The sequence below is a fragment of the Flavobacterium sp. genome, from assembly GCF_031423415.1.
Taxonomy (GTDB): domain Bacteria; phylum Bacteroidota; class Bacteroidia; order Flavobacteriales; family Flavobacteriaceae; genus Flavobacterium.
In genome coordinates this window covers 1-26,298 of record NZ_JANPFL010000062.1, presented here as the reverse complement: position 1 = coordinate 26,298, position 26,298 = coordinate 1, and the positions used below count along the sequence as shown (strand labels likewise).

Annotated in this window: 16 protein-coding genes; 7 read left to right on the top strand and 9 right to left on the bottom strand. The window is 35.4% G+C overall.

Annotation, left to right across the window (positions count from 1 at the left end; translation table 11 throughout):
* From RMO83_RS06545 to RMO83_RS06510, 8 genes are all read right to left on the bottom strand, one after another.
* Window positions 1-134, bottom strand: a 134-nt coding sequence (locus RMO83_RS06545; protein WP_310558873.1) for a cold shock domain-containing protein, incomplete at its 3' end; no start/stop codon positions are given.
* Window positions 135-263: 129 nt separating this feature from the next.
* Window positions 264-2,021 carry an aspartate--tRNA ligase gene (aspS, locus tag RMO83_RS06540; RefSeq protein ID WP_310558872.1) on the bottom strand — a complete coding sequence of 586 codons (1,758 nt, stop codon included), beginning with the start codon at window positions 2,019-2,021 and terminating at the stop codon, window positions 264-266.
* Window positions 2,022-2,371: 350 nt separating this feature from the next.
* Complete coding sequence (locus tag RMO83_RS06535; protein ID WP_310558871.1) at window positions 2,372-3,505, bottom strand: adenylyltransferase/cytidyltransferase family protein; 1,134 nt, start codon at window positions 3,503-3,505, stop codon at window positions 2,372-2,374.
* 298 nt (window positions 3,506-3,803) lie between these two features.
* Entirely contained in the window at window positions 3,804-7,265 is a 3,462-nt protein-coding gene (locus RMO83_RS06530; RefSeq protein WP_310558870.1) for an efflux RND transporter permease subunit, read from the bottom strand.
* Window positions 7,266-7,394: 129 nt separating this feature from the next.
* The gene (locus tag RMO83_RS06525) at window positions 7,395-8,534 is read right to left on the bottom strand and encodes an efflux RND transporter periplasmic adaptor subunit (protein ID WP_310558869.1); all 1,140 of its coding nucleotides are present in this window, start codon (window positions 8,532-8,534) and stop codon (window positions 7,395-7,397) included.
* Window positions 8,535-8,587: 53 nt separating this feature from the next.
* The gene (locus tag RMO83_RS06520; RefSeq protein ID WP_310558868.1) at window positions 8,588-9,928 is read right to left on the bottom strand and encodes a TolC family protein; all 1,341 of its coding nucleotides are present in this window, start codon (window positions 9,926-9,928) and stop codon (window positions 8,588-8,590) included.
* Window positions 9,928-10,524 (bottom strand): TetR/AcrR family transcriptional regulator, encoded by a 597-nt coding sequence (locus tag RMO83_RS06515; protein ID WP_310558867.1) that lies wholly within the window; start codon window positions 10,522-10,524, stop codon window positions 9,928-9,930. Before RMO83_RS06515 ends, RMO83_RS06520 begins: the two co-directional genes overlap by 1 nt.
* A gap of 123 nt (window positions 10,525-10,647) precedes the next feature.
* Window positions 10,648-11,163, bottom strand: a complete 516-nt coding sequence (locus tag RMO83_RS06510) for a YceI family protein (protein ID WP_310558866.1) — start codon at window positions 11,161-11,163, stop codon at window positions 10,648-10,650.
* A gap of 186 nt (window positions 11,164-11,349) precedes the next feature.
* On the opposite strand from RMO83_RS06510, the gene RMO83_RS06505 reads away from it, so the two are divergent.
* Genes RMO83_RS06505 through RMO83_RS06495 form a run of 3 tightly spaced genes read left to right on the top strand, consistent with a single transcriptional unit; the run spans window position 11,350 to window position 13,447 of the window.
* A complete protein-coding gene (locus RMO83_RS06505) occupies window positions 11,350-12,324 on the top strand; it encodes a polyprenyl synthetase family protein (protein ID WP_310558865.1) in 975 nt (324 codons plus the stop codon).
* 43 nt (window positions 12,325-12,367) lie between these two features.
* Window positions 12,368-13,054: a lycopene cyclase domain-containing protein gene (locus RMO83_RS06500; RefSeq protein ID WP_310558864.1), complete on the top strand. Its 687-nt coding sequence runs from the start codon at window positions 12,368-12,370 to the stop codon at window positions 13,052-13,054.
* 36 nt (window positions 13,055-13,090) lie between these two features.
* Window positions 13,091-13,447 (top strand): hypothetical protein, encoded by a 357-nt coding sequence (locus RMO83_RS06495; protein WP_310558863.1) that lies wholly within the window; start codon window positions 13,091-13,093, stop codon window positions 13,445-13,447.
* 48 nt (window positions 13,448-13,495) lie between these two features.
* Here the strand turns inward: RMO83_RS06495 and RMO83_RS06490 are convergent, their stop codons facing one another.
* Entirely contained in the window at window positions 13,496-14,035 is a 540-nt protein-coding gene (locus RMO83_RS06490) for a hypothetical protein (RefSeq protein WP_310558862.1), read from the bottom strand.
* Between the two features lie 119 nt (window positions 14,036-14,154).
* Here RMO83_RS06490 and RMO83_RS06485 point away from each other — a divergent pair, with 119 nt between their 5' ends.
* The 4 genes from RMO83_RS06485 to RMO83_RS06470 all read left to right on the top strand — a co-directional run.
* Window positions 14,155-16,932 carry a 2-oxoglutarate dehydrogenase E1 component gene (locus tag RMO83_RS06485; RefSeq protein WP_310558861.1) on the top strand — a complete coding sequence of 926 codons (2,778 nt, stop codon included), beginning with the start codon at window positions 14,155-14,157 and terminating at the stop codon, window positions 16,930-16,932.
* A 52-nt stretch (window positions 16,933-16,984) separates the two neighbouring features.
* On the top strand, window positions 16,985-18,214 hold the full coding sequence (gene odhB, locus RMO83_RS06480; protein ID WP_310558860.1) for a 2-oxoglutarate dehydrogenase complex dihydrolipoyllysine-residue succinyltransferase: 1,230 nt from the start codon (window positions 16,985-16,987) through the stop codon (window positions 18,212-18,214).
* Between the two features lie 900 nt (window positions 18,215-19,114).
* Window positions 19,115-24,769, top strand: coding sequence for an MG2 domain-containing protein (locus tag RMO83_RS06475; RefSeq protein WP_310558859.1), 5,655 nt, complete (start codon window positions 19,115-19,117; stop codon window positions 24,767-24,769).
* A 183-nt stretch (window positions 24,770-24,952) separates the two neighbouring features.
* The coding region (locus RMO83_RS06470) for a transglycosylase domain-containing protein (RefSeq protein WP_310558858.1) at window positions 24,953-26,298 on the top strand (1,346 nt) is incomplete at its 3' end.

Here is a 26,298-nt window from a genome sequence, read left to right as displayed (position 1 = left end):
ACTCTGTCACCTTCACGAAGTTCTTCCGCGTTGATTCCTGATGCATGAACAAAAATGTCTTTTCCTGTTTCTTCGTCTGTAATGAATCCGTAACCTTTAGATTCATTGAAAAATTTAACTGTACCTGTACGCATTGTAATAATAATAATAATTTATAATGTGGCAAATGTAATATTTAATCTAATACGAAAATATATTATTGTAAAGATTTTATTAAAATATTTGATATTCAGCTATTTCTAACAAATTTAATCGATAAACGGCTATAAATCTACTTTAATATGCAATTCGTTTAATTGTAATTCATCGATTACTGATGGAGCATCAATCATCACATCTCTTCCGGAATTATTTTTTGGGAAAGCGATAAAATCACGAATGGTTTCTTGCCCACCAAGAATCGAAACTAATCTATCCAATCCAAAAGCCAAGCCTCCGTGTGGTGGAGCACCATATTGAAAAGCATTCATCAAGAAACCAAATTGATCTTCGGCTTGTTCAGGTGTGAACCCCAAATATTTAAACATCAATTGTTGAGTAGTTTTATCGTGAATACGAATCGATCCACCACCAATTTCGTTTCCGTTCAACACCATATCATAGGCATTGGCACGAACTGCTTTCGGATTGGTTTCCAATAAGTGCATGTCTTCGGGTTTTGGTGAAGTAAATGGGTGATGCATTGCGTGATAACGACCGGTTTCTTCTTCAAATTCTAATAATGGAAAGTCAACAACCCATAGCGGTGCAAATTCCGCTGGATTTCTTAATCCCAAACGGTTTGCTAATTCCATTCGCAAAGCAGAAAGTTGCGTTCTTGTTTTGTCAGTTTCTCCTGAAAGAATAAGTATCAAATCTCCTGGTTTTGAGTTGCACTTTTCAGCCCAAGTTTTTAAAACTTCTTCATTAAAAAATTTATCGACAGACGATTTTAGCGTTCCATCCGCATTATATCGTACATAAATTAAACCTTTTGCCCCAATTTGTGGACGTTTTACCCAGTCAGTTAACTCATCTAATTGTTTACGGGTATATTGTGCGCAATTCTCGACATTTATGGCTATCACTATTTCTGAATCGTCAAAAACAGGAAACCCCTTCGGTTCGAAAGTTCCCCCTTCCGGGGTTAGGGGGCAAAATTCCATCCCAAATCGAATGTCTGGTTTGTCATTACCATAGGTTTTCATCGCATAATCGTACGTAATTCTTGGAAATTTTTCAACTTCGATTCCTTTGATTTCTTTCAACAAATGACGTGTTAGCCCTTCGAAAACATTTAAAATATCTTCTTGTTCTACAAATGCCATTTCGCAATCGATTTGAGTAAACTCAGGCTGACGGTCGGCACGTAAATCCTCATCACGGAAACATTTTACGATTTGGAAATATTTGTCCATTCCGCCTACCATCAATAATTGTTTGAAAGTTTGTGGCGATTGTGGCAAAGCATAAAATTGTCCTTCGTTCATTCGAGACGGAACAACAAAATCCCTAGCGCCTTCTGGAGTTGATTTGATTAAATAAGGAGTTTCTACTTCACAAAAATCTAAATCCGAAAGGTATTTTCTAACTTCCATCGCGACCTTATGACGAAAAAGTAAATTATTTTTTACTGGATTACGACGAATATCCAAGTAACGGTATTTCATTCGAATATCTTCGCCACCATCGGTTTCGTCTTCGATGGTAAAAGGTGGCGTTATTGATGAATTCAATATTTTGAGTTCTGTAACTAGGATTTCAATGTCACCAGTTGCCATATTGGCGTTTTTGGCTTCACGCTCAATAACACTTCCTTTAGCTTGAATTACAAATTCGCGACCTAAGGTTTTTGCTAGTTCAAAAACTTCTTTTTTAGAGCGACTTTCGTCGAAAATCAATTGGGTAACTCCGTAACGGTCGCGTAAATCAACCCAATTCATAAATCCTTTATCACGTGATTTTTGAACCCAACCGGCAAGCGTAACTTCGGTATTGATGTGCGAAGAGTTAAGTTCCCCACAATTATGACTTCTATACATTAGATTAATTTTAGAGTGCAAATTTAAGACTAATTATGAATATATGGATTATGAAATTTGAAAGATTGATAAAGGCAACCTTCGTTTTTTGTTTTAAAATATTCCTTGAATTTTTACAGTAGTTCTAAAAATTGAAGCCAAATATTTTTTTAATTCAAATTAAATTTTTAAATTTACTGTATTGAAAGACGTTCAACTTTACAGAAATCTGAGCAGTATTTTAGAAAATAAATATCTCTTTCTGTGTATTAAATCAATACAGTAACGTCTATAAAAAAATCGGCTGTCACAAATTTTTTTAACAGCCGATTTTGATTTTTATAGTAGTAAAGTATTGTGCAATTGCAAAATTATCTTCGAATTCTTATTTGAATTGCATTTTTGATTGGTTTTTCGCTAAAGAATATTAAATAACCGCCTCCGCCTGCGCCGCTTACTTTCCATCCAAAAACATCTTTTTTGTAATGATCAATTTGAGCTAAAATATCTGGCGTCACCATATCAGGAAACATAGCGATTTGGGCTTCGAAACTTTGGGTCATTGCATTTCCTACTGCTGCTGCGTCTTGTTGTTGCAGTGCTTTCCAACAGGAATCGGTAGCTTCGCTTAACCAGCGCGCTCCTTTTTCGTCTATATGTGTATTTGCCAAAACATCATAATCCATTTCACGAGGGTAAAGTGGAATCATCCAAATGCGCGCTTCAATCCATTCCAGTAAATCAGAAACCATAATGGTTTGTATATCTGTTGGCCAATAGGTGCCTTCGTATAAATATTTGTTTAAACCCGGCATAGTAATCCCAAGAGAATCTTGAGAACCGCTCACATATTTAGTTCCCGGAGGATTTTCAAAACAAAATAGAGTTTTTGCTAATTTTTCTTTATCTCCTTCAGGAATATCGTTGTGCCAAAGCTCGATGGCTTTTTTTCGGCTGCTGGTTGACATTCCGCTACGGTCATTAAATTCATAATCAGGTTCTACACAAATAGTAATTACCGAACCACTTGCATATTTACTAACGTAGGGCTGATCGAGCCAACCACCAGCAATATCAATACGATAGGGAATTCTACATTCTTGACGCAGTGCCGTTGTGGAACGTGCAGGCAAATTGCCGTGAGGGATTCGTCTACTTACGATGTATTTAATATTCATTTCTTTGCACAACGCTTCTTTTTGAGGTGTATGACCATCTGCGTTGACAAAGAAAATATCGGGGTTTAAAGTGTGAAGTTCTTCTAAAAAATCCAGCAATCCGCTACCGCGGTTTATCCAAGCCTCTTTTACCACTTTTAAAGAATTGACCATATACAAACGTTCCGCATCAGAATTAATGGTTTTTCTCGCCTTTAGTTCGTTGATTGTTTTATCCGATCCAATACCAACATATAAATCACCTTGTTGTGCTGCTTCTTCGAAGAAGGCAACGTGTCCGCTATGCAACATATCATAACAGCCGCTTACAAAAACTTTTTTATTCATTTTATAAATCTATTTTAAGGTCACAATGAATGCTTTTTTACGTTTGTGATTCAAAATAAATTTGTTATCGAATTATTCACAAAAGTTCTCAAAGATTACTAAAAAAATCAAAAAATACAAATTTTGATGTAAGAAGTTGATTTACCAGAAATTATTTATTTGTAAGGAAAAAATGTTTCGGAAGATTTTTTTTTGATGGTAATAATAATTTATTTTTTGAAAGTTTTGCTTACTGACAAAAATCAAAAAAACCACCCAAAAAATATTTCAGGTGGTTTTAATAAAGCTTAAAAAAATATTATTTTGTGGCTCGAGCCAATCTTCTATCACGCAACCAGTATTTGGTTCTTTTCACTAAATAGAACATCACCGGAACCATCACCAAAGTCAAGACCGTGGCATACGTCAATCCGAAAATAATTGTCCAAGCTAGTGGTCCCCAGAAAACTACGTTGTCTCCACCCATAAAAAAGTGTGGATTAAAATCAGTAACTAAGGTAAAGAAGTCAAAGTTCAATCCAATTGCCAACGGAATCAATCCTAAAACAGCTGTTAAAGCGGTCAATAATACCGGACGCAAACGCGATTTTCCAGATTCGATAATCACTTCTTTTATTTCTTCTAAGGTTAAATCGTCGTGGCTTTTAAGTTTCTTTTCATTTACTTTTTTGTCTAATAACAAAACAAAGAAGTCCATCAATACGATACCGTTTTTAACAACAATACCTGCGAGGGAGATGATTCCCATCATCGTCATTAAGATAACGAAATCCATTCCTGCAATAACATAACCATAGAAAACACCGCTGAAACTCAAGATAACTGTAAATAAAATTACCATTGTTTTCGATACCGAATTAAATTGCAAAACGATAATGAGCGTGATTCCTGCCAGTGCCAAGAAGAGCGCATACATCAAGAAACTTTGGTTTTTGCCTTGTTCTTCTTGTACTCCAGAAAAGGAATAGCTCACTTCTTTTGCCAACTCATAATTTTTTAATTCGGTTTGGATTTGTTTGGTAATTTCATCCCCATTAAAACCAGTTAAGACATTCGAATAAATAGTCATTATTCGCTTGTTATTCTTTCTTTTGATCTGGTTATACGTCATTGTTTTTTCGGTTTGTGAAATAGCCGAAATTGGAATTTGTACGATTTGACCGTTATTTTGATTTCTAAACGTCAACGATTGATTGAAAAGAATATTTTCGTTCTTGCGTTGGTCGTCTTGCATACGCATTACGATATTGTAATCGTCATCGCCTTCTTTATAAGTCGAAATTTCTTGACCATAAACCGAACGACGTAGGGCAAAACCCAATTGTCCTGTAGAAACACCCATACTTCCAGCATTTACTCTGTCTACTTTTACTTCCAGTTCAGGACTGTCTCTATTGATGTCTATGCTCAATTTTTCGATCCCTTTAATATTTTTCGAGTTGACAAAAGCAATCATTTTATCGGCTTCTTTCAACATCAAATCATAATCTTCTCCTTTTAATTCGATACTAATAGGATACCCTGCTGGCGGACCATTGGCATCTTTTTCGACCGTAATTGTTGCACCTGCAATGGCTTTCACTTTTGAACGAATTTCTTCTAAAACGACTTCAGTTTTCACCTCTTCACGGAATTTGAATTCAGAAAAACTTACTGTTACTTTTCCTTTGAATGGAGTTTCCGAAGCGGAACCCGCATCTACATTTGGATTTCCTGCACCAATTCCCACTTGGGAAACGATACTTTCTGCCAAGAAGTTTTTATCGGTTTTTGGATCTACATATTTTTGTAAAATTCCAATGATTTGATTTTCGACAAATAAAGTCGCTTTATTGGTTTTTTCTATCGTAGTTCCTTGTGGATATTCAATATACGCAATAACCTGATTTGGAATATTGTCTGGAAAAAACAATACTTTTCTCGGAAAAACGCCCAGCAATACAAAAGAGAAAAATAACATTCCAATGATTGACACTAAGGCAATCCAAGAATTCTTTGCGGTTAGAATTTTTGCTAAAAACACTTTGTATTTTTCTTCCATTCGCGGGAAAAAACTGTGTTGAAAGTCTTGTGTCCATTGGTACAATTTAAGGAAATACAACCACATTAAACCAGTCGCAATCAATAATAAATGTCCAATTCCTCTCAAGAATTTACTGTCATAAGCATACTTCGACCCAATAAAAGCCAAGAATATTCCGAATGCTAAAAATAGAATAGTATAGAATTTCAGGTTCTTTTTAGAAATATTTCTATCTTCAGTATCCATCGAACCTCCCGTCATTGCTGCATTGACCACCATTGCCACAAATAAAGAAGCAGTAAGTGTCACAGTCAAAGTCATTGGGAAATATTTCATAAATTTACCCATAGTGCCTGGCCACAAAGCAAAAGGCAAGAACGCCATCAAGGTGGTAGCTGTAGATGAAATTACGGGCCAAGCGATTTCGCCAATACCCACTTTTGAAGCCGTAACCCGATCCATTCCTTTTTTCATATTGGCAAAAACGTTATCCACAACCACAATTCCGTCATCGACCAACATTCCTAATCCCATTACTAATCCAAACAATACCATCGTGTTCAAGGTTAATCCCAAAGCGGAAAGTATGGCAAAAGCAATCATCATCGATAACGGAATCGCGGCTCCAACGAACAAGGAATTTCGCAATCCCATCGTGAACATTAGCACAATCATTACCAGAATAATCCCGAAAATAATGTGATTCGACAATTCATCTACCTGATGTTCAACACGAGAAGATTGGTCGTTTGTCATTTCTATTTTTAGGTTTTTGGGCAAATAGGAAGCTTGTGCTTTTTCTATTCGTTCTTTCACCTGTTCAATAGCCGAAATCATATTTTGACCCGAACGTTTTTTTACGCTAAGCATCACCACTTCGTGACCTTTTTCGCGAGCGTAAGTCGTTTTTTCTTTCTCTTTGAAACTGACAACTGCAATGTCTTTTAGATATACCGTTCCTCCGTATGATTTTACAATGATGTTTTCAAGCTCTTTCGGGTCTTTAATTTCGCCCACAATGCGGATGTTATTTCTAGAACCTTGTGAAACTAAATTTCCGCCAGAAAGCGTCATATTTTCATATTTTACCGCATTCTGAATTTCGTCGAAAGTGACTTGAGCCGCAGTCATTTTGAAAATGTCAACTGCAATTTCAACTTCTTTATCGTCTACACCAAGGATGTCTACTTTCTTCACTTCGGAGATTTCTTCAAGATCGTCTTGAATTAATTCTCCGTATTTTTTAAGTTGTTGCGTGGTATAATTTCCTTGTAGATTGATGTTTAGAATTGGCACTTCTTCTGAAATGTTCAATTCGAAAACATTGGGTTCTACTTTGCTTCCGTTGTCTAGATTCGGCCAATCGGTTTGTGCTTTGGCATTATCAACTTTATCTTTGATTTTTACTTTGGCGGCATCAATCGAAATATCATCGTCAAACTCAGCGATAATCATTCCGTAATCTTGAAACGAGCTCGAAGTTACTTTGTTGACACCGCTAATATTTTTGATTTCTTTTTCTAATGGTTTGATTACCAATTTTTCTACATCTTCGGCTGAATTTCCTGGAAAAACGGACGAAATATACACTTTGTTTTCGATGATTTCTGGAAAATCCTCACGTGGCATTGTGATGTAGGCGTATACTCCTGTAATCACGATTAAAGCCGTTATGATATAAACGGTAACTCGATTGTCAACCGCCCAATTGGAGATGGCGAATTTTTTATGTTCCATATTTTGTTTTGTTTAATGGTGTTTGAAAATGGTTTAAAGTTGTTTAAAATGGTTTGAAGTTGTTTATATGTTTAACTGGGATGTCATTAAACAATTTTAAACTCTTAAACCTTTAAACTCTTAACCCTTTTAGAAATTAAGTTTCATTCCTTCTGAAACAGCATTTGCTCCTTCGGTAACAATTATATCTTCCGCAGTTAATCCGCTTAAAATTTCCGTAAGATTTCCAGAAGACTGTCCTTGCTTTACAATTACTTTTTTGGCCGTTCCTGTTTTTCCGTTTGAATTGGTTACTACGAATACAAATTTGTTTTTGGTACCGTCTTCTTGAACAACATTAGTAGGGACAACCACAGCGTTTTTGCTCACATAATCTGTTATCTTAAGATTGGCCACTTGGTTTGGTCGCAACAAGTTTTCCGGATTTGGAACACTCACTTCAATACCAAAACTTCTATTACTAGGATTCACAAAATTACCTATTTGACGTACTTTTCCTTTGTATGTTTTTCCCAGTGACGACAATAAAACCTCTACTTCAGTGCCCACTTTTAGTTTGCCAATGTAAGTTTCAGGAACTGAAGTCGAAACATACATATTCGATAAATTTACGATTCGCATTAATCCTTGTGGGCTTGGCGCAACAACTTGTCCTTTTTCAACAAAAACTTCGTCGATAGTTCCTGTAAACGGAGCCTTTATAAGGGTTTTTGATAATTGAGCTTTGATTTGAGCAACGCCCCTCTGAGCCGAAATCATTTGAGTTTGTGCTTGTAAATATTGAATTTCAGAGCCAATTTTTTGATCCCAAAGATTTTTTTGTCGTTCAAAAGTCGTTTTTGCCAAAGCATATTGGTTTTCTAAGCTCGCCACTTGCTGACTTAATCCAGCATCGTCGATTCGTCCTAAAATTTGCCCTTTCGAAACCCTTTGTCCCGCTTTTACATTCAATGAAACTAAAGTTCCTTGATATTCTGGTTGAACCAATATATTTTCTTTAGTTTCAACACTTCCCTGAATTTCAAGATAATGATTAAAAACAGTGTCTTTCACCGTTTGAACTGAAACCAAAGCTTCTTCTTTTTTGACATCTAATGTTGCTAATGCTTCGTCAATTTTTGTTAAATCAGCCTGAATTAATGCTTTTTTGGCTTGAAGTGCTGTAACATTTTTTGATGAAATTAAAGTATCAATAGTAGCACTGTCTTCTTTCTTTCCGCAAGAAAACAATGAAATTGAAATTACAGTAATGAGGATTATTTTTTTCATATTTATAAGGTATTGAGTTTATTGTCTATTTTCTTCGTTCTTTTTTCTTTGTTCTATTTTTTATTAATTATTTTTTCTAAAGCTGCTTTTTTGTTGATAACATCCACCATTGATTTAAGATAATTTTGTTGTCCGGTGTACAATTGTCTTTGCGCATCGTTGTAATCAAAACTAGAAGACAAACCTTCAGTAAATTTTATTTGTTGCTTTCTTTCTATTCTTTCGGCAAGGCTCAAATTCGATTTTGCTGTGGTATATTCTTCAACACTGAATTCATAATCACTTTTAGCAGCCGCAAATTGTAATTTCAATTTTTGTTCAGCTTCCGATAATTGTGTTTTGGCTTGATCCAAAGCTATTTTGGCTTGTTGAGTTCGAGAACTTCTAGCTAAACTACTGAAAATTGGCACATTTAAGCTTACGCCAACATTAGAATAATTGAGCCAATTTTTATTTTGTGTAAAAAACTGAAATTGATTGTTGAAAGCAGTATAACCAAAATTGACATTGGCTGCTAAGGATGGCAAAGCTTTACTTTTTTGCAATTTCAACTCTAATTCTCTTTGCTCCTGAAAATTCAAAGCCATTTGATAATTGACATTTTCTGCAACCGCAAATTCATTTTTGGCTAATGCCAAATCTAAATTTGAAACTGTTAAATTATCTAATGTATCGGTAAGTTTTAAATCGTCATTGATGTCAATTCCTAAAGTGATTTTTAACATTTTGTAGGCGACTTCAATCAATCTTTTGTTGTAGTTCAAAAGGCTATTTATCGAGGTAAGCGTTATTTGCAATTGTTCTACGCTTTCTTCTTCAATCAATCCATTTTTGAAAGTTGCTTTGGTATCTGACAAAGTTTTTTCTAAAGTGGCTTTATTTTTTTCGAGAATTATAATGCTTTCTTGAGCTAATAAAACATTGCCGTACTCATTAATAACGGCTTCTTTAATTTCAACATCCGTTTTTTGCTTGGCATTTTCGTAAAATTTCAAATAGGTTTTCGAAGCTTGTAACGCAATGATATACGAACCATCAAAAATCAATTGGCTTAAAGTAGCGCGCGTAAACATACTATGTTTGGTTCCAAAAGCTACAGTAGCAAATTCTCCGGGTTGTCCGCCAAAAAATTCTGCTGGTACTACGGATTTTTGTAAAACAAAATTATTCGTATAATCTAAACCAGCATTAATTTGTGGTAAACCCGCTGCTGTGGTTTCCCATTTTTTTTCTTTGGAAGCTTCGATGTCTCTGCCAGCGTTTATAACCGAATAATTATTGATTAATGCGTGACTAATCGCTTCTTCGAGGCTGAAATTGAAACTTTTCTTGTTGTCTTGCGCTTTTGCCGTGAACGCAAAAACGATGAATGGTATTAAAAATAGTTTTTTCATTATTGATGATAGTTATGTATTTGTTTTTCTAGTTCTGTAATTCCTTCGGCTGTCGCCATTGCTCTGGTGTGGTATTCTAATGCTTGCAATTCCAGTGCACTAGCTTCTTTTTCGGAGCTGACATTGCCATTAATGCTAAAAATCAAGGTGTAATAAAAATTAACATAGATGTCAACTACAATGTCTTTTCGATATAGACCTTGTTGAATTCCTTTGTCAATATTTTGTTTAAACACAAAATTGCATTCGGTTATTTCTCTCGACATAACCAAGTCGTAAATTTCTGGATAGTGTTTTTTTAATTGATAAACAGGAGAGTGATCACCTGCTTTAAACATTTCTTTGAACATTTTTCTAATTTCAAAATTTTCTTCAATGGCATTGTGATTTTTGGCCACAATAGTGTCAATACTTTGATGGATTGCTTTGTGAACCATTGTTGTTGATTCCGCTATTAGAATTTCTTTGTTGCAAAAATATTTGTAAATAGTTTTTTTAGAAATACACATTTCTCCAGCAATATCGTCCATTGTGACACTTTTGAAACCTAGTTTCATAAATAGGTCGGTGGCTTTAGCTATAATTTTTTCTTTCATTGTAATTGCTGAAATGCATCAGGCTTTTTCTTTATTCAAAAATAAATAGGAAACTTTTAATATAATTAGCGTTTCCAAAATGATTACTTTAATTTAACGTTTGTGAATCAATAATTTAATTTTTTAGATAGAAAACTCTAGATTGGCAACTAGTTTCAGATTTTTTCCAAAACCAAATTTCTCTTTCGAATTATTGAAATCTTTATCCAATCCAAAATCGTTTCTGTTTATGTCTCCTTTAATTTCAAAAGCCGCTGTTTTAGATCCATTATAATTGTTGATTCCGATGAATTCAGCGTCAAGCTCGACCATTTTAGTAACATCTTTTATAGTCAAATAGCCTTTTAAGAAATTGATATTATTCTTAAATTTTTGAAATGATGTTGATTTGAAACGGATTAAAGGTTTCTTTTTTGATACAGTATTATTTTTTATTTGTAATGATGTCATACTTTTCTGAGAGGTAAAAGTATTGCTGTCTAAAAAAAATTCTAGGGCTGCATCCTCAATTTGATCTTCTTCTAGAGAAACATAGCCATCGAAATGATTGCTTTCACCACCCAAATAAGTAATTGTAGAATCTTTCATTTTGATTAAAACATCAGATTGATCAGAATCAATAGTCCATTTCGTTGCCATAGCTCGTTAGTTTTTTAATGTAATAAGAATTTATTGGTTTTAAATTCTGGGGCAAATATACATAGGAAACTTTGAATACCAAAATAGTTTCCAAAGTATTTTTAATAAATTTATCATTAATTTAGAGCTTGAGGTTTTTTACTTTAGGTAAGTTACTTTAAATTTGGCTTTTAAAATTCAATTTAAATGCTTCCCATCAACGAATACCAAGAACAATTTTTACTTCATTTAGAAAGTCAGAACTTCAATAAAGAACCCAGAAATCTTTATCAACCCGTAGATTATATTTTGCAATTAGGTGGTAAACGGTTGCGACCCATATTGACATTAATGACAGCCGATATTTTTGATGTCGATTATAAATTGGCTTTGCCAGCAGCAATGGCAGTTGAGGTTTTTCATAATTTTTCGCTCATTCACGATGATATTATGGACGACGCACCTTTGAGAAGAGGCCAGGTTACGGTTCACGAAAAGTGGAATATCAATACAGGAATTCTTTCTGGTGATGCCATGTTGATTTTGGCATACCAATATTTCGAAAATTACCAACCTAAAACGTTTCGGAAACTGGCTAAATTATTCAGTAAAACCGCTCTTGAAGTTTGCGAAGGCCAACAGTACGATGTGGATTTTGAAACCCGGAACGATGTTACGATTACCGAATATTTAAAAATGATTGAGTATAAAACCGCCGTTCTTGTGGCTGCGGCAATGAAAATGGGTGCCATTATTGCCCAAACATCTAAGGAAAACTCTAAATTAATTTATGATTTTGGGCTTAATTTAGGATTAGCATTTCAGTTGCAAGATGATTATTTAGATGCTTTCGGGGATCCAAAAACCTTTGGCAAGCAGGTAGGAGGAGACATTATCGAAAATAAAAAAACGTATTTATACCTGAAAGCAATCGAATTTTCGAAAACGGATGAAAAAGAATTATTAACACAATTGTTTTCAGTTCGATTGGAAGATAACGAAAGTAAAATAAATGCTGTGAAGGAAATTTTCAATTCCACAGGAGCTTCTGCTGCCACACAAAAAGCCATTCAGGAATTTACTTTAAAAGCGTTTGAAAAACTTGAAAAACTTGATATTTCGATAGATAAAAAAGCAATGTTAAAAGATTTTGGAGAAAATTTAATGGGTAGAAACAAATAGTTTATGCAAATTTTTTAGTAGCAACAAAAACAAAGTATAAAATATGGATTATAAATATGGCTATTTATCTCTGGGCGTTTTCCTTTTCCTTATTTGGATTTTATTTTATGTTTTAAGGAAAGACTTAAGGAGAAAATTAATTAAGGTGAGTTTATACGGAGGCTTGATAGGTGTTATATCTGAATATTGGTACTTTCAAGATTATTGGCATCCCTACTCTATTCTCGGAAGAAAAGTAATTTCTCCTGAAGACTTTATTTTTGGTTCCACAATTGCGGGAATTTCAGTCGCCGTATACGATATTTTCTTCCAGAAAAAAGATGAAGATTTTGTCATCAATAACAAGAAAACATTTGGAATTATGTTCTTAATTAGTATTGCCTCATTGTTTTTATTTAATATTTTCTTGGGCTTTAATTCCATTTTTGTGAGTTCTATTATTTTTATATCACTTGCTTTATTTATGTTAACCAAAAGACCCGATTTGATAAAAGAGGCTTTTTTGTCGGGAAGTATAGTTCTAATAATGATGTTTGTGGTTTATCATATTTTATTCAATATGATTTTTTTAGATTTCTGGGATAAGTGCTGGCTTTTGGCTAATACTAAATATGGAATCACAGTTTATGGCAATATTCCGTTAACAGAAATGATATGGTATTTCACTTGGGGAAGTTTTTCGGGTGTTGCTTATAATTTTGCTTCAGGCAAAAAGAAGATTCCACTGTGATATTAGTTTGCCAAACCATTTTTTAAAAAACATAAAATGAATTTTATTGCGCCATTAAATGTCAATCAATTGCTCGAAGAAGCTGCAAAGGAAACTTTGTACCTTAAATTAATTGAGCAAATCAATAAGGATTTTAATTTGGCCAATGAAGGAATTGATTTTCCAAAGAGTATTTCGCCCGAGGAATTAAAAATTCAATTGCATGAAAAAATCTACCGAATGATTCAATATAAATTTGCTGAATATTTGAATTTACTTTACATTATTGACGTATCCGAAGACCAAATAAAAAAACTGGATGGTTCAGATTTAGTAGTTCTAGCCGAAAATGTTGCTTTTTTGATATTGAAAAGAGAGTGGCAAAAAGTGTGGTTCAGGAATAAAATTTGCTAAACTTTGTTCAAATTTCATTTACCAAATTAGCGTTTACTAGAAAAAAAATTAAAAATAAGCCCGAACAAACGGCACAAAAGGCTCTGTGTCGTAACCGTTATTTTGCAGCACATTGTAGCCCAAACCAATGGTTACATTTCCCGTTCTGTAACCAGCACCAAGAATTAAACCAGTATCCCAATATTCCTCAGAATAATTAGAGAAACCTTTTTCTTTATAATTGACTCTGTTCTGATTGAGTCCAACAGATAATTGAATTTCTGGGATAGGATTTACCAATATAGTGGTGCTTATTCCATATACTAAGGAAGAATAATAATTAGACGAAGCTACATAATTAAAATTCAATCCTGCTCCTAAAGCAACGATTGGATTGAAATTGTAAATAGCGCTTGGTGCCAGAAAAACATCGGTGTAACCGGAAGAAAAATTCAATCCAATTCCACCACCAAACTGTATATTTTTCCAGAAATTGCTAGTTTGTTTAGGACTATATATTGGGTCTTGTGCTGAAATTATATTAAAAACGATTAGAAATAGTAAAACTAAAAATGGTCTAAAAAGCAATAAATGATGATTTTTTTTCATTATTTGATGATTAATTTAACAAATTATTACGTAAAAGTACGTAAAAAAATATATTATTATGTATTGATTTATTGTACTTTTGCGAAACTATTTTAACAAAAAGCATATTTTATATAATCATGGACAAGTTTTCATTCTTAAACGCGGCTCACACCGAATTTTTTGCCCAATTATACGATCAATATTTAGAAAATCCAGATAGCGTAGAACCAAGTTGGAGAGGTTTTTTTCAGGGCTTTGACTTTGGAATGGCAACTTACAATGCCGAAAATTCAGCTACGCAACCAGAAATAAAACCATCATCTCCCGCAGACAATACTGCTGGAACTGATAAACTTTTGAAGGAATTCAACGTAATCAAATTAATTGATGCGTATAGAAGTCGTGGGCATTTGTTTACTAGAACAAATCCAGTTCACAAAAGAAGAACCTATTCACCAACATTAGATTTAGAAAATTTTGGACTTTCCAAGGCTGATTTGCCTTTGGTTTTTGATGCTGCAAGAATTATCAAAATTGAGCCTTGTAGTTTGGCTGAAATCTTAGGGCATTTAGACAAAATTTACTGCCAATCGATTGGTGTTGAATATATGTATATTCGTAATCCAACTGATATAAAATGGATTCAAAGTAAAATTGGATATAACGACAACCAGCCTAATTTTTCGATTGAAAGGAAAAAAGCAATTATGCGCAAGCTAAACCAAGCAGTTGCTTTTGAAAATTTCTTACATACAAAATATGTTGGACAAAAAAGATTTTCGCTCGAAGGAGGTGAATCTATCATTCCTGCGCTCGATGCTTTGATTGAACAAGCGGCTGAAAAAGGAGTTGAACATTTTGTAATGGGAATGGCTCACCGTGGTCGTTTGAATGTTTTGGCTAATATTTTTGGCAAATCTACCCAAGATATTTTTAGCGAATTTGACGGAAAAGATTATAATGATCAGGAATATTTTGATGGAGATGTTAAATACCATTTAGGACTAAGTGCCGAAAAAAGAACCAGTTCAGGAAAAACCATAACCATTAATCTTGCGCCAAATCCATCACATTTAGAAACCGTTGGAGCTGTAATCGAAGGTATAACTAGAGCTCAGCAAGACAAATATTTCCCAAACGATTTTTCAAAAGTATTGCCAATTGCCGTTCACGGTGATGCTGCGATTGCTGGACAAGGAATTTTATATGAAATCATTCAAATGTCACAATTGGATGGTTACAAAACAGGAGGAACAATTCACGTTGTTATCAACAATCAAGTAGGTTTTACTACCAATTATCTTGACGCTCGTTCTTCAACTTACTGCACAGATGTTGCCAAAGTAACGCTTTCACCGGTATTGCACGTCAATGCCGATGATGCCGAAGCAGTTGTACACGCTATGTCATTTGCTCTAGATTTTAGAATGCATTTTGGCCGTGACGTTTTTATTGATTTGCTGGGATACAGAAAATATGGTCATAACGAAGGTGACGAACCTCGATTTACGCAGCCCATTTTATATAAAATAATTGCAAAGCATAAAAACCCAAGAGATATTTATGCCGAAAAGTTACTAGCAGAAGGAGTAATTGACGACACGTATGTAAAAGAACTAGAGAAAGAATATAAAGATGGTTTGGAAGTCAGTTTAGAAGAATCCCGTAAAAAAGAACTTACAATAATTACTCCGTTTTTGCAAAATGAATGGAAAGGCTTTGAACCAGCAGGAATTTCACAAATGTTAACTAAAATTGACACTTCTTATCCAAAAGATGGACTTACTGCAGTTGCCAATGCCATTTGTAATTTGCCAAACGATAAAAAATTCATCAGTAAAGTTCAGAAATTAATCAACGATAGAAAAACAATGTTTTTCGAAACCAATAAACTAGATTGGGCAATGGCCGAACATTTAGCTTATGGATCGTTATTAAGAGAAGGTTTTGACGTTCGTATATCGGGTCAAGATGTAGAACGTGGTACTTTTTCTCATCGTCACGCTGTTTTAAAGGTTGAAGATTCAGAGGAAGAAGTAGTTTTAATTAACAGTTTGGAAGGAAAAAAAGGAAAGTTCAACGCTTTCAACTCGCTTTTATCTGAATATGGAGTTTTAGGTTTTGATTATGGATATGCTTTGACAAATCCAAACGTACTAACGATTTGGGAAGCCCAATTTGGTGATTTCTCAAACGGTGCACAAATTATGATTGACCAATATATTTCTTGTGGAGAAGACAAATGGAACAATCAAAACGGAATAGTTTTATTATTGCCACACGGTTACGAAGGGCAAGGTGCTGAACATTCCTCAGGTCGAATGGAACGCTTTTTACAACTTTGCGCCAGACAAAATATGTATGTTGCCGATTGTACAACGCCAGCCAACTTTTTTCACTTGTTGAGAAGACAAATGAAAGCGAAATTCCGCAAACCCCTTATCGTATTTACACCAAAAAGTTTGCTTCGTGATCCAAGAGTTGTTTCGAGTATTGAAGAATTAGAAAACGGTTCTTTTCAAGAAACTATCGATGATGAATTAGTAAACAAAGCAGATGTAAAAACCCTAGTTTTCTGTACCGGAAAATTCTATTATGACATTACTGCCGAACGAGAAATTAGAGGGCGACAAGATGTGGCTGTTGTCAGAATCGAACAATTATTTCCGTTGCCTGCTGATCAATTAAAGGAAATTATCGCAAAATATCCAAATGTTGACGATTATGTTTGGGCACAAGAAGAACCTAAAAATATGGGAGCGTACGGTTATATGCTAATGAATTTCAATCAAGTGAATTGGAGATTGGCTTCGTTAAGAGTTTCCTCTGCATCGGCATCAGGAAGTTATACACGATCTAAAAACCGTCACGCCAAAGCGATAAAAATGGTTTTCGAAAAAGATTTTGTTCGTTAAAATATAATATTCAGATAAAAAGATATAAGATTCATAATTTAATATAAATAAGATGATTTTAGAAATGAAAGTCCCATCACCAGGGGAATCGATAAAAGAAGTTGAAATTGCTACTTGGTTAGTAAAAGATGGAGATTACGTAGAAAAAGATCAAGCTATTGCTGAGGTTGATTCTGACAAAGCAACACTTGAATTGCCAGCCGAAGCTAGCGGAATCATCTCTCTAAAAGCAGAAGAAGGAGACACAGTAGCTGTTGGAGCAATTGTGTGTCACATTGATACCGATGCTGCAAAACCATCTGCTTCTGCACCTGTTGCCGAAGTTAAAAAAGAAGAAGCAAAAGTAGTTGAAGTGAAGAAAGAAGAAGTAAAAGTTGCTGCTCCGGTTGCACCAACTTCATACGCTTCAGGAACTCCATCACCAGCAGCAAGAAAAATATTAGACGAAAAAAACATTCAGCCTTCTGACATTGTTGGAACAGGAAAAGACGGAAGAATTACCAAAGATGATGCTATAAATGCCGTTCCATCTATGGGAACTCCAACGGGTGGAAATCGTGGTTCAGAACGCAGCAAATTATCGATGTTGCGTCGTAAAGTGGCCGAAAGATTAGTGGCTGCCAAAAACGATACCGCTATGTTGACTACTTTTAACGAAGTAAACATGACACCTATCAATACGTTGCGTAACGAATTTAAAGATGCGTTCAAAGCGAAACACGGCGGACTTGGTTTAGGATATATGTCATTTTTCACCAAAGCAGTTACTAGAGCTTTGCAATTGTATCCAGACGTAAACTCCATGATGGATGGCGATTATAAAATTGCTTATGATTTTTGTGATATTTCAATTGCAGTTTCAGGTCCAAAAGGATTGATGGTTCCTGTTGTTCGAAATGCTGAAAACTTAACTTTCCGAGGCATAGAAGCGGATATAAAAAGATTGGCTCTCAAAGCACGCGACGGACAAATCACTGTTGACGATATGACCGGCGGAACATTTACTATAACAAATGGTGGTGTATTTGGTTCTATGTTATCAACACCTATCATCAACCCACCGCAATCTGGAATCTTGGGAATGCACAACATTATCGAACGTCCAATTGCTGTAAATGGCAAAGTGGAAATTCATCCCATGATGTATGTTGCACTTTCTTATGACCATAGAATTATCGATGGTCGCGAGTCTGTTGGTTTCTTGGTTGCCGTGAAAGAAGCATTAGAAAATCCAGTAGAGTTGCTTTGTGGAGGAAATCCTAAAAAAGCATTTGAAATGTAAATTTCAATAAATTCCAATATTTGAAATCCCAAATTCCTGTTTTTAGGAGTTTGGGATTTCTTATTTTAGTTTTGGAGTTTGAAAATTTTTTTATTTTCGCAAGAGAATTTTATAAAGAAAGGGTCACAAAGTTTAAGTGGCTTTTGAAAGGACGAAATTCCTTTTGATGAAGACCGTTGGTTCGAGGAAATGGTATTACAATTACGTCTAAAAACTAAGCTGGTTCGGATTATTTTGGTGAATAAAACTTCGGAATTAATGAAACTGTTTTTTGCTGAAAAAGGAAAATAAACCGCTTCCAATTAAATATATCTTGCGCTGATTGATGTTTATTTTTTAAACTTTCTAAAGACAATTATCAGCAAGAAAGTTTGAACTGCAAGATGTATTGTGTTTATTACATAAAATGATAATGACTTTTAGAAAAGTATCATTTGCGTATTGAAATCCAAAAAACGATTAAAAAAGAACGCTAGAGGTGCTCCGAAGCTAAAAAAATGCCCGCAAACGGTCTTCGGACAGCTGCAAACGGTCTTCGGACAGTCGCAAATGGTCTTCTGAAAGCCTGAACTAATCTTCGGATGGCTTGATTCTTACTTCTGAAACTCTTTTTCTTACTTCTGACAACAACATTCTTACTTCTGAAAGCAAATTGCGTTCTTCTGAAAGCCTGAAATGGATTACTAAGGGTGAATTGATCGTTTTTTTTAAAAAAAAGACAAATTTGCTAATATTGTATAGGTATAAGCAATTAGTCGAGCTGCGGCTGACAAATATAATTTCTAGAATATTAGAAATAATCTGTTACATTTACTACAATATAATCAGTACTTTAAAGTTGTAATTTTTATTTAAAAATCGTGCTATAATTTTATTTTATAATCATTTAACTCAATAATAATGAAGTCAAAGTTAGTAAGTCATCTGTTGTGTTTGTTGGTATTGTTTCAATCTTGTGGTAAAAAGTCAGCCGCCGATTTTAATTCCGATTTTTCATTATTCAAAGAGTATATTGTCAGTTTTACGGGCGGAATTGTCTCAGCACAATCCGACATTCGTGTGGTTTTGGCTTTCGATTCAAATTGGAAAATCAATCAGGTTTTGGACAATGATTTGTTTGATATTTCTCCAAGTGTCAACGGAAAAGTGGTTGCGCTTTCCAGCAATACCATTGCTTTTATTCCCGAAAAAAAGCTAAAATCGGGTACGGAATATCAAGTGACTTTGCATTTGGATAAACTGAACTCAAAGGTAGCCGAAAAGGACAAAACACTTTCTAAATTCAATTTTACGGTAAAAACTATCAAACAAGATTTTATTGTCAATACACTCGATGTTCAATCTTATAGCAAGGAATACCAATATTTGAATTGTGTGCTGAAAACCGCAGACAATATCGATTTTGAAACCGCTAAAAAATTGGTAGAAGCGCAGCATAACGGAAATGATTTACACCTAATTTTCGAAAAATCGAATGCAGTCGGCAAAGAGTTTAAATTTAGAATTGACAGTATTCAGCGATTGGATTCAAAGAGTAATCTTGAAATTGCATACGATGGAACCGATTATGATATCGATCAAAAAGGCACGATTGATTTTCCAATTACAGCTTTGAATGAGTTCAAAGTTATTAAAACCGAAATGCAGGAAGGGAACAATCAAACATTATCCATTAATTTTTCTGAACCATTAGAAAAAGGACAGGATTTTACAGGATTGGTTGCGATTCAAAACACCAGTAATCTAAAATTTTCAACTCAAGGAAATGTCTTGAAGGTTTATTTTAATACTGACAAAGCTGATGAAAAACCAGTTGAAGTTGCTGCAGAATCAGTTGGAATCGCCGTTGCTTCTGACTCTTCGGCTGTGGCAGTTGATAGTGCTTCGGTAGAAGAAGCTGTTGCTGTTGTTGAACCCGAAGCCGTTGTTTTTTCACAAAAGCTGATAGGAGATTTATTATTAGAAGTTTTTCAAGGAATAGAAAGCGAATATGGTAAAAAATTAAATCAGAATTACTCAGAAAAAATTTCGTTTGATGAAATAAAACCCAACGTTCGTTTCATCAAAAACGGAACAATTCTGCCAAGTTCAAGCAATTTAAAACTCAATTTTGAAGCCGTAAATTTAAGTGCTGTTGATGTAAAAGTGTATAAAATTTACAAAAACAATATTCTTCAATTTCTTCAGGATAATGAACTGAACGGCACCCAAAACTTGAAAAGAGTGGGACAGCCCGTTGCGAAATCAACGCTTTATCTGAATGAAAATAAGTTAGTCAATACCAGCAAATGGAACACGTTTGCGTTGGATTTGTCCAAAATTATAACGCCAGAACCCGGGGCAATTTACAGAGTGGAGTTCTCTTATAAGAAAGCCTATTCCTTATATAAATGTGAAAATTCAGAGGCGGAAGAAAGCGGAAATGAGGAAGAAGAAGTTGATGAAAATGATGTGAATTATAGTGAAAACTCTTATGATGACTACTATTATGACGATTATGAATGGAGACAAAGTCAAGATCCGTGCTCGAGTTCGTATTATTACAATGCCAAGATTGGAACAAATATCTTGGCTTCGGATGTGGGGGTAATTGCCAAAAGAGGCGAAAATAAATCGTATTTATTTGCTGTTAATAACATTATTACTACCGAACCAATTACAAATGCAAGAGTGGAGCTGTACAGTTTTCAACAACAAAAATTAGCTACTGAAGCAACCAACAGCGATGGAATTGCTGCTTTTCAGTTGAACACTTTTGCCTATTTTGCTATTGTCACTTCTGGAAATCAAAGTACTTATGTACGTCTTGATGATGGAAATTCGCTATCTGTCAGTAACTTTAACGTATCGGGAGAAACTTTGCAAAAAGGACTCAAAGGTTTTATCTATGGAGAACGTGGTGTTTGGCGTCCGGGCGATAATTTGTACTTGTCTTTTATTTTAAATGATGCTGCGAATAAGATCCCATTGGGTCATCCCATAAAATTCAGATTGAGCGACCCGAATGGAAAAGTGACTTATCAAACAATTCAAAAATCGAATGAGTGGAATCATTATGCTTTTACTGTTCCAACAGAAAGTGATGCGCCAACAGGAAATTGGGAAGCAATGGTCAGCGTTGGTGGTGCGAAGTTTTACAAAAGCATCAAAATCGAAACAATTAAACCCAATCGTTTAAAAATCAAAAACACTTTCAAAAGAGCGGTACTTTCATCGTCTTATCCAAACACGAGTAATCTGGAAGTAACTTGGCTTCACGGAGCTGTTGCCAAAAATTTGAATGTCGAAATGCAGGCCAAATTTTCGCAACAAACAACTACTTTCAAAAATTATGAAAAGTATACTTTTGATGATTTGGTTCGTAAGTTTAGCACCGAAGAAATCAATATTTTCTCTGGAAAATTAGATTCCAATGGAAAAGCCAATGTTGATATAAATCCAAAAATACAAGGACAAGCACCTGGAATGTTGAAAGCCGCATTTATCACCAAAGTCTATGAAGAAGGCGGCGATTTTAGCACCGATGTTATGGCAACCACCTATTCTCCTTACAATACTTATGTGGGAATAAAATCGCCTGAACCCAATAAATACGGAATGTTGGAAACCCGAAAAGTCAATCAATTTGATATTGTTACGTTGGACGAAAACGGCAGACCAAAGTCGGTTAAAAACCTAGAAATTAAAATCTATAAAGTAGAATGGCGCTGGTGGTGGGATGCTTCTAGCGATAATTTGTCGAATTATAATGCGGACAATGCGACGACTTCGTATAAAACATTTACCATAAATACTGATGCTAGTGGAAAAGGAAATGTTCGATTTGCATTGACAGATGAAGAATGGGGACGTTATATGATTCGGGTTTCGGATCAGGTTGGCGGACACGCAACTGCATTAACGGTAAATATCGATTGGCCAATGTGGTCTGGAAAAACCAAAAATACCGATGCTTCCACAGCCAATATGTTGGTTTTTTCTACTGATAAAGAGAAATACGCTGTGGGCGAAAATGCCCAGATTTCGTTTCCATCAAGCGAAGGTGGTCGGGCTTTTATTTCTATTGAAAATGGTTCTAAAGTAGTACAAACGCTTTGGGCAAAAACCCAAAAAGGAGAAACCAAAGTGACCATTCCGATTACTTCTTCGATGGCACCAAATGTGTATTTTAATATTACACTTTTGCAACCACACGCTTCAACTAAGAACGATTTGCCTATCCGAATGTACGGAATTGTGCCAATCGAAGTTGTTGATAAAAATACCATTTTAACACCTAAATTAGTGATGCCAGACGTGTTGCGACCAGAACAATCATTTGCTGTAAAAGTGAGCGAACAATCCGGAAAAGCAATGACTTACACAATTGCAATTGTTGACGAAGGATTGTTGGATTTAACCCGTTTCAAAGCACCTAATGCTTGGGATAGTTTTTATGTTCGTGAAGCTTTGGGCGTAAGAACCTGGGATATTTACGATGATGTGATTGGCGCTTATGGCGGAAAAGTGAATCAGATTTTCAGTATTGGAGGTGACCAGGATTTGGGTGGCGGAAAAGCCAAAAAAGCGAATCGTTTTAAACCTGTTGTGATTTATATGGGACCTTTTAAATTAGAAAAAGGACAAACTAAAACCCATCAGGTAAAATTGCCCAAGTACATTGGTTCTGTAAAAACAATGATTGTGGCTGGCGATGCAACCACGAGCGCTTACGGAAGTGTCGAAAAAGCAACACCTGTTCGCAGTCCGCTGATGGTCTTGGCTTCATTGCCGAGAAAAATTTCTCCATCTGAAAAAGTGACCATTCCCGTTACTGTATTTGCAATGGAAAAAAATATCAAAAACGTTACAGTTCAGATTAAGACGAATAACGGATTAAAAGTTATTGGCAGCGCCACTCAAAAATTGTCATTCGCACAACCTGACGAAAAAATGGCTTATTTCAATTTGGCTGTTGGTTCTGTTACCGGAATTGGAAAAGTACAGATTATAGCAACTTCGGGTGCGGCCAAATCGGTTTATGATGTGGAAATCGATATGACAAATCCGAATCCAGTAACGAATACTTTCACAGATGTTATTTTAGAACCCAATAGTACTAAAACTATTTCTTGGAAAACTTTTGGTGTTTCAGGCAGCAACAATGCAAAACTGGAGATTTCATCAATGCCAACTATCAATTTAAACGGCCGATTGCAGTATTTGATTCAATATCCTCACGGTTGCCTGGAGCAAACTACTTCTTCGGTTTTCCCACAATTGTATCTGAATGATAATGTCGATTTGGATGCCACTCGTCAACAATTAATGCAGAAAAATATAACAGCGGGAATTGCAAAATTAGGAAGTTTTCAATTATCTAATGGAGGAATGGCCTACTGGCAAGGTGGAACAGAATCTGATGATTGGTGTTCATCATACTCTGGGCATTTTATGATTGAAGCCGAGAAAAAAGGATATTTTCTACCCATTAATTTTAAATCAAAATGGATTTCGTACCAACAAAAAGAAGCCAAACAATGGCGTTTTGAACCCAAATATGGAAATGATTTAGCACAAGCTTATCGCTTATACACTTTGGCTTTAGCAGGAATGCCCGATTTGTCGTCGATGAACAGATTGCGAGAAACCAAAGGTATTTCGAACGAAAGTAAATTGCGTTTGGCTTCGGCTTATGTATTGGCGGGACAAAAATCAGCTGGTTTGAACTTGTTGCTAAAAACTACAATTGATGATAATTCGAATTACAATTATTACTATTATGGTTCAGCCGATAGAAATCGCGCAATGGCTTTAGAAACAATGTTGTTATTAGGACAAAAGCAAAAAGCATTTACAATGGCAATAAAATTAGCTAAAAATATGTCAAGCGACCAATGGATGAGTACGCAAACCACAGCCTATTGTTTGTATGCTATGGCTAAATTTTCAGCGAATAATGGCCCTAAAGGAATTGACGTTCAGTTTAGTAAGGACGGAAAAGAACAGGTAGTTAAAACGATGAAAACTATCGCCGATAGCAATTTGGCTGTCAAAACGGGTTCGAATAGTGTGACTCTAAAAAACAACAAAAAGAACAGATTGTTTGTCCGTGTTTTGAACACAGGAATTCTTCTAATTGGACAAGAAAAAGCGATTCAAAGTAATGTTTCAGCTTCGATTGTTTTCAAAAATAGAAAAGGAGGCGTTATTAATGTGTCTATTATTAATCAGGGAACAGAGTTTGTTGCCGAGGTAACGGTTAAAAATCAGAAAAATGAACGCGTAGAAAATGTAGCATTGTCTCAAATTCTTCCTTCCGGTTTTGAAATTGTAAATACCCGTTTTACCGATTATGGTTATGCCACTAATAACTCTGCTGATTATATTGACATTCGCGATGATAGAACCAATTTCTATTTTGGATTGAAAGCCGGAGAGGTGAAAACTTTTAGAATATTGCTGAATGCCTCTTATTTAGGAACGTACTATTTGCCAGGACTACAATGCGAAGCGATGTATGACAATAGCTTTTTGGCTAGAACAAAAGGGTTTTGGGTTCAGGTGGTAAAATAAAATGTCAGAGAAAATGGACCACGGATGACACTGATGGAGCAGATCTTACACGGATTATAATAATAGTCTAATCATAGAGAATATAATCCGTGTGAATCAGTGCAATCCGTCCAATCTGTGGCCAAAAAATCTTCGTGAACTTTGCGTATAACTTTGTGCCTTTGTGGTTAAAAAAAAGTAGTCTTGAAAAACAAACTAATTGCGTTCCTACAACGCATATTCAACGGGATAACACGAAATAAAATTAAATCATCAATAGCCTTTTTGCTATTGGTGGTTTATTATTTTTCGTTGCCACGAACTTTGTTTCAGGAGCCTTATTCTACGGTGATTGAAAGCAAAGAAGGAGAATTGCTTGGCGCCAAAATTGCTCTTGACGGGCAATGGCGATTTCCTGCTCAAGACAGCGTTCCCGATAAATTCAAGAAATGTATTGTCTATTTTGAAGATGAGTATTTCTTCAAACACCTTGGATTCAATCCTGTGGCGATGGTAAATGCTTTTCAGCAGAACAGGAAAGCGGGCAAAGTCGTTCGTGGAGGAAGTACATTGACACAACAAGTGATTCGCTTGTCCAGAAATGGAAAAGGGCGGACTTATTTCGAGAAAATAATCGAACTCATTCTTGCTACCCGATTAGAGGTGGGGTATTCTAAAAATGAAATCTTGGAATTATACGCTTCTCACGCTCCTTTTGGTGGGAATGTGGTGGGACTCGAAATGGCTTCTTGGAGGTATTTTGGCGTGCAATCCCATCAATTGTCTTGGGCGGAAAGTGCTACTTTGGCTGTTTTGCCCAACGCTCCTAGTTTGATTTATCCCGGAAAAAACCAAATCAAATTATTGAATAAGCGCAACCGACTTTTGTTGAAATTAAATCAGGAAGGAATAATCGACAATGAAACGTATGAACTTTCGATAGATGAACCTTTGCCACAAAAACCATACAACTTACCACAAATTGCGCCTCATTTATTAGAGCGAGTTGCCAAGAACCAACGGGGAACTCGAGTAAAAACGACTATAGAAATTGGATTGCAAAACAGAGTCAATCAAATTGCTAAGTATTATTACAACCAATACAAGCAGAACGAAGTTCATAATTTGGCTATTTTGGTCATTGATGTTTCCAACAGAAAAGTGATGAGCTATCTAGGCAACTCGCCTACGGACGGCAACCATCAAAAAGATGTGGACATTATCGATGCGCCAAGAAGTACAGGAAGTATTCTGAAACCGCTCTTATATGCTGCAATGCTTGACGATGGAGAGTTATTGCCCAACACATTAGTTGCTGATATCCCAACACAGATTTCTGGTTACACACCTCAAAATTTCAACTTGACATTTGATGGCGCGGTTCCAGCACATCGGGCATTATCTCGCTCTTTGAATATTCCTGCGGTATTGATGTTGCAGGATTTTGGAGTGAATAAATTTTACGAAGAGTTACAGAAATTCAAATTGCGGGATATTTCAAAACCGGCTGATCATTACGGTTTATCGCTCATTTTGGGCGGAGCCGAAAG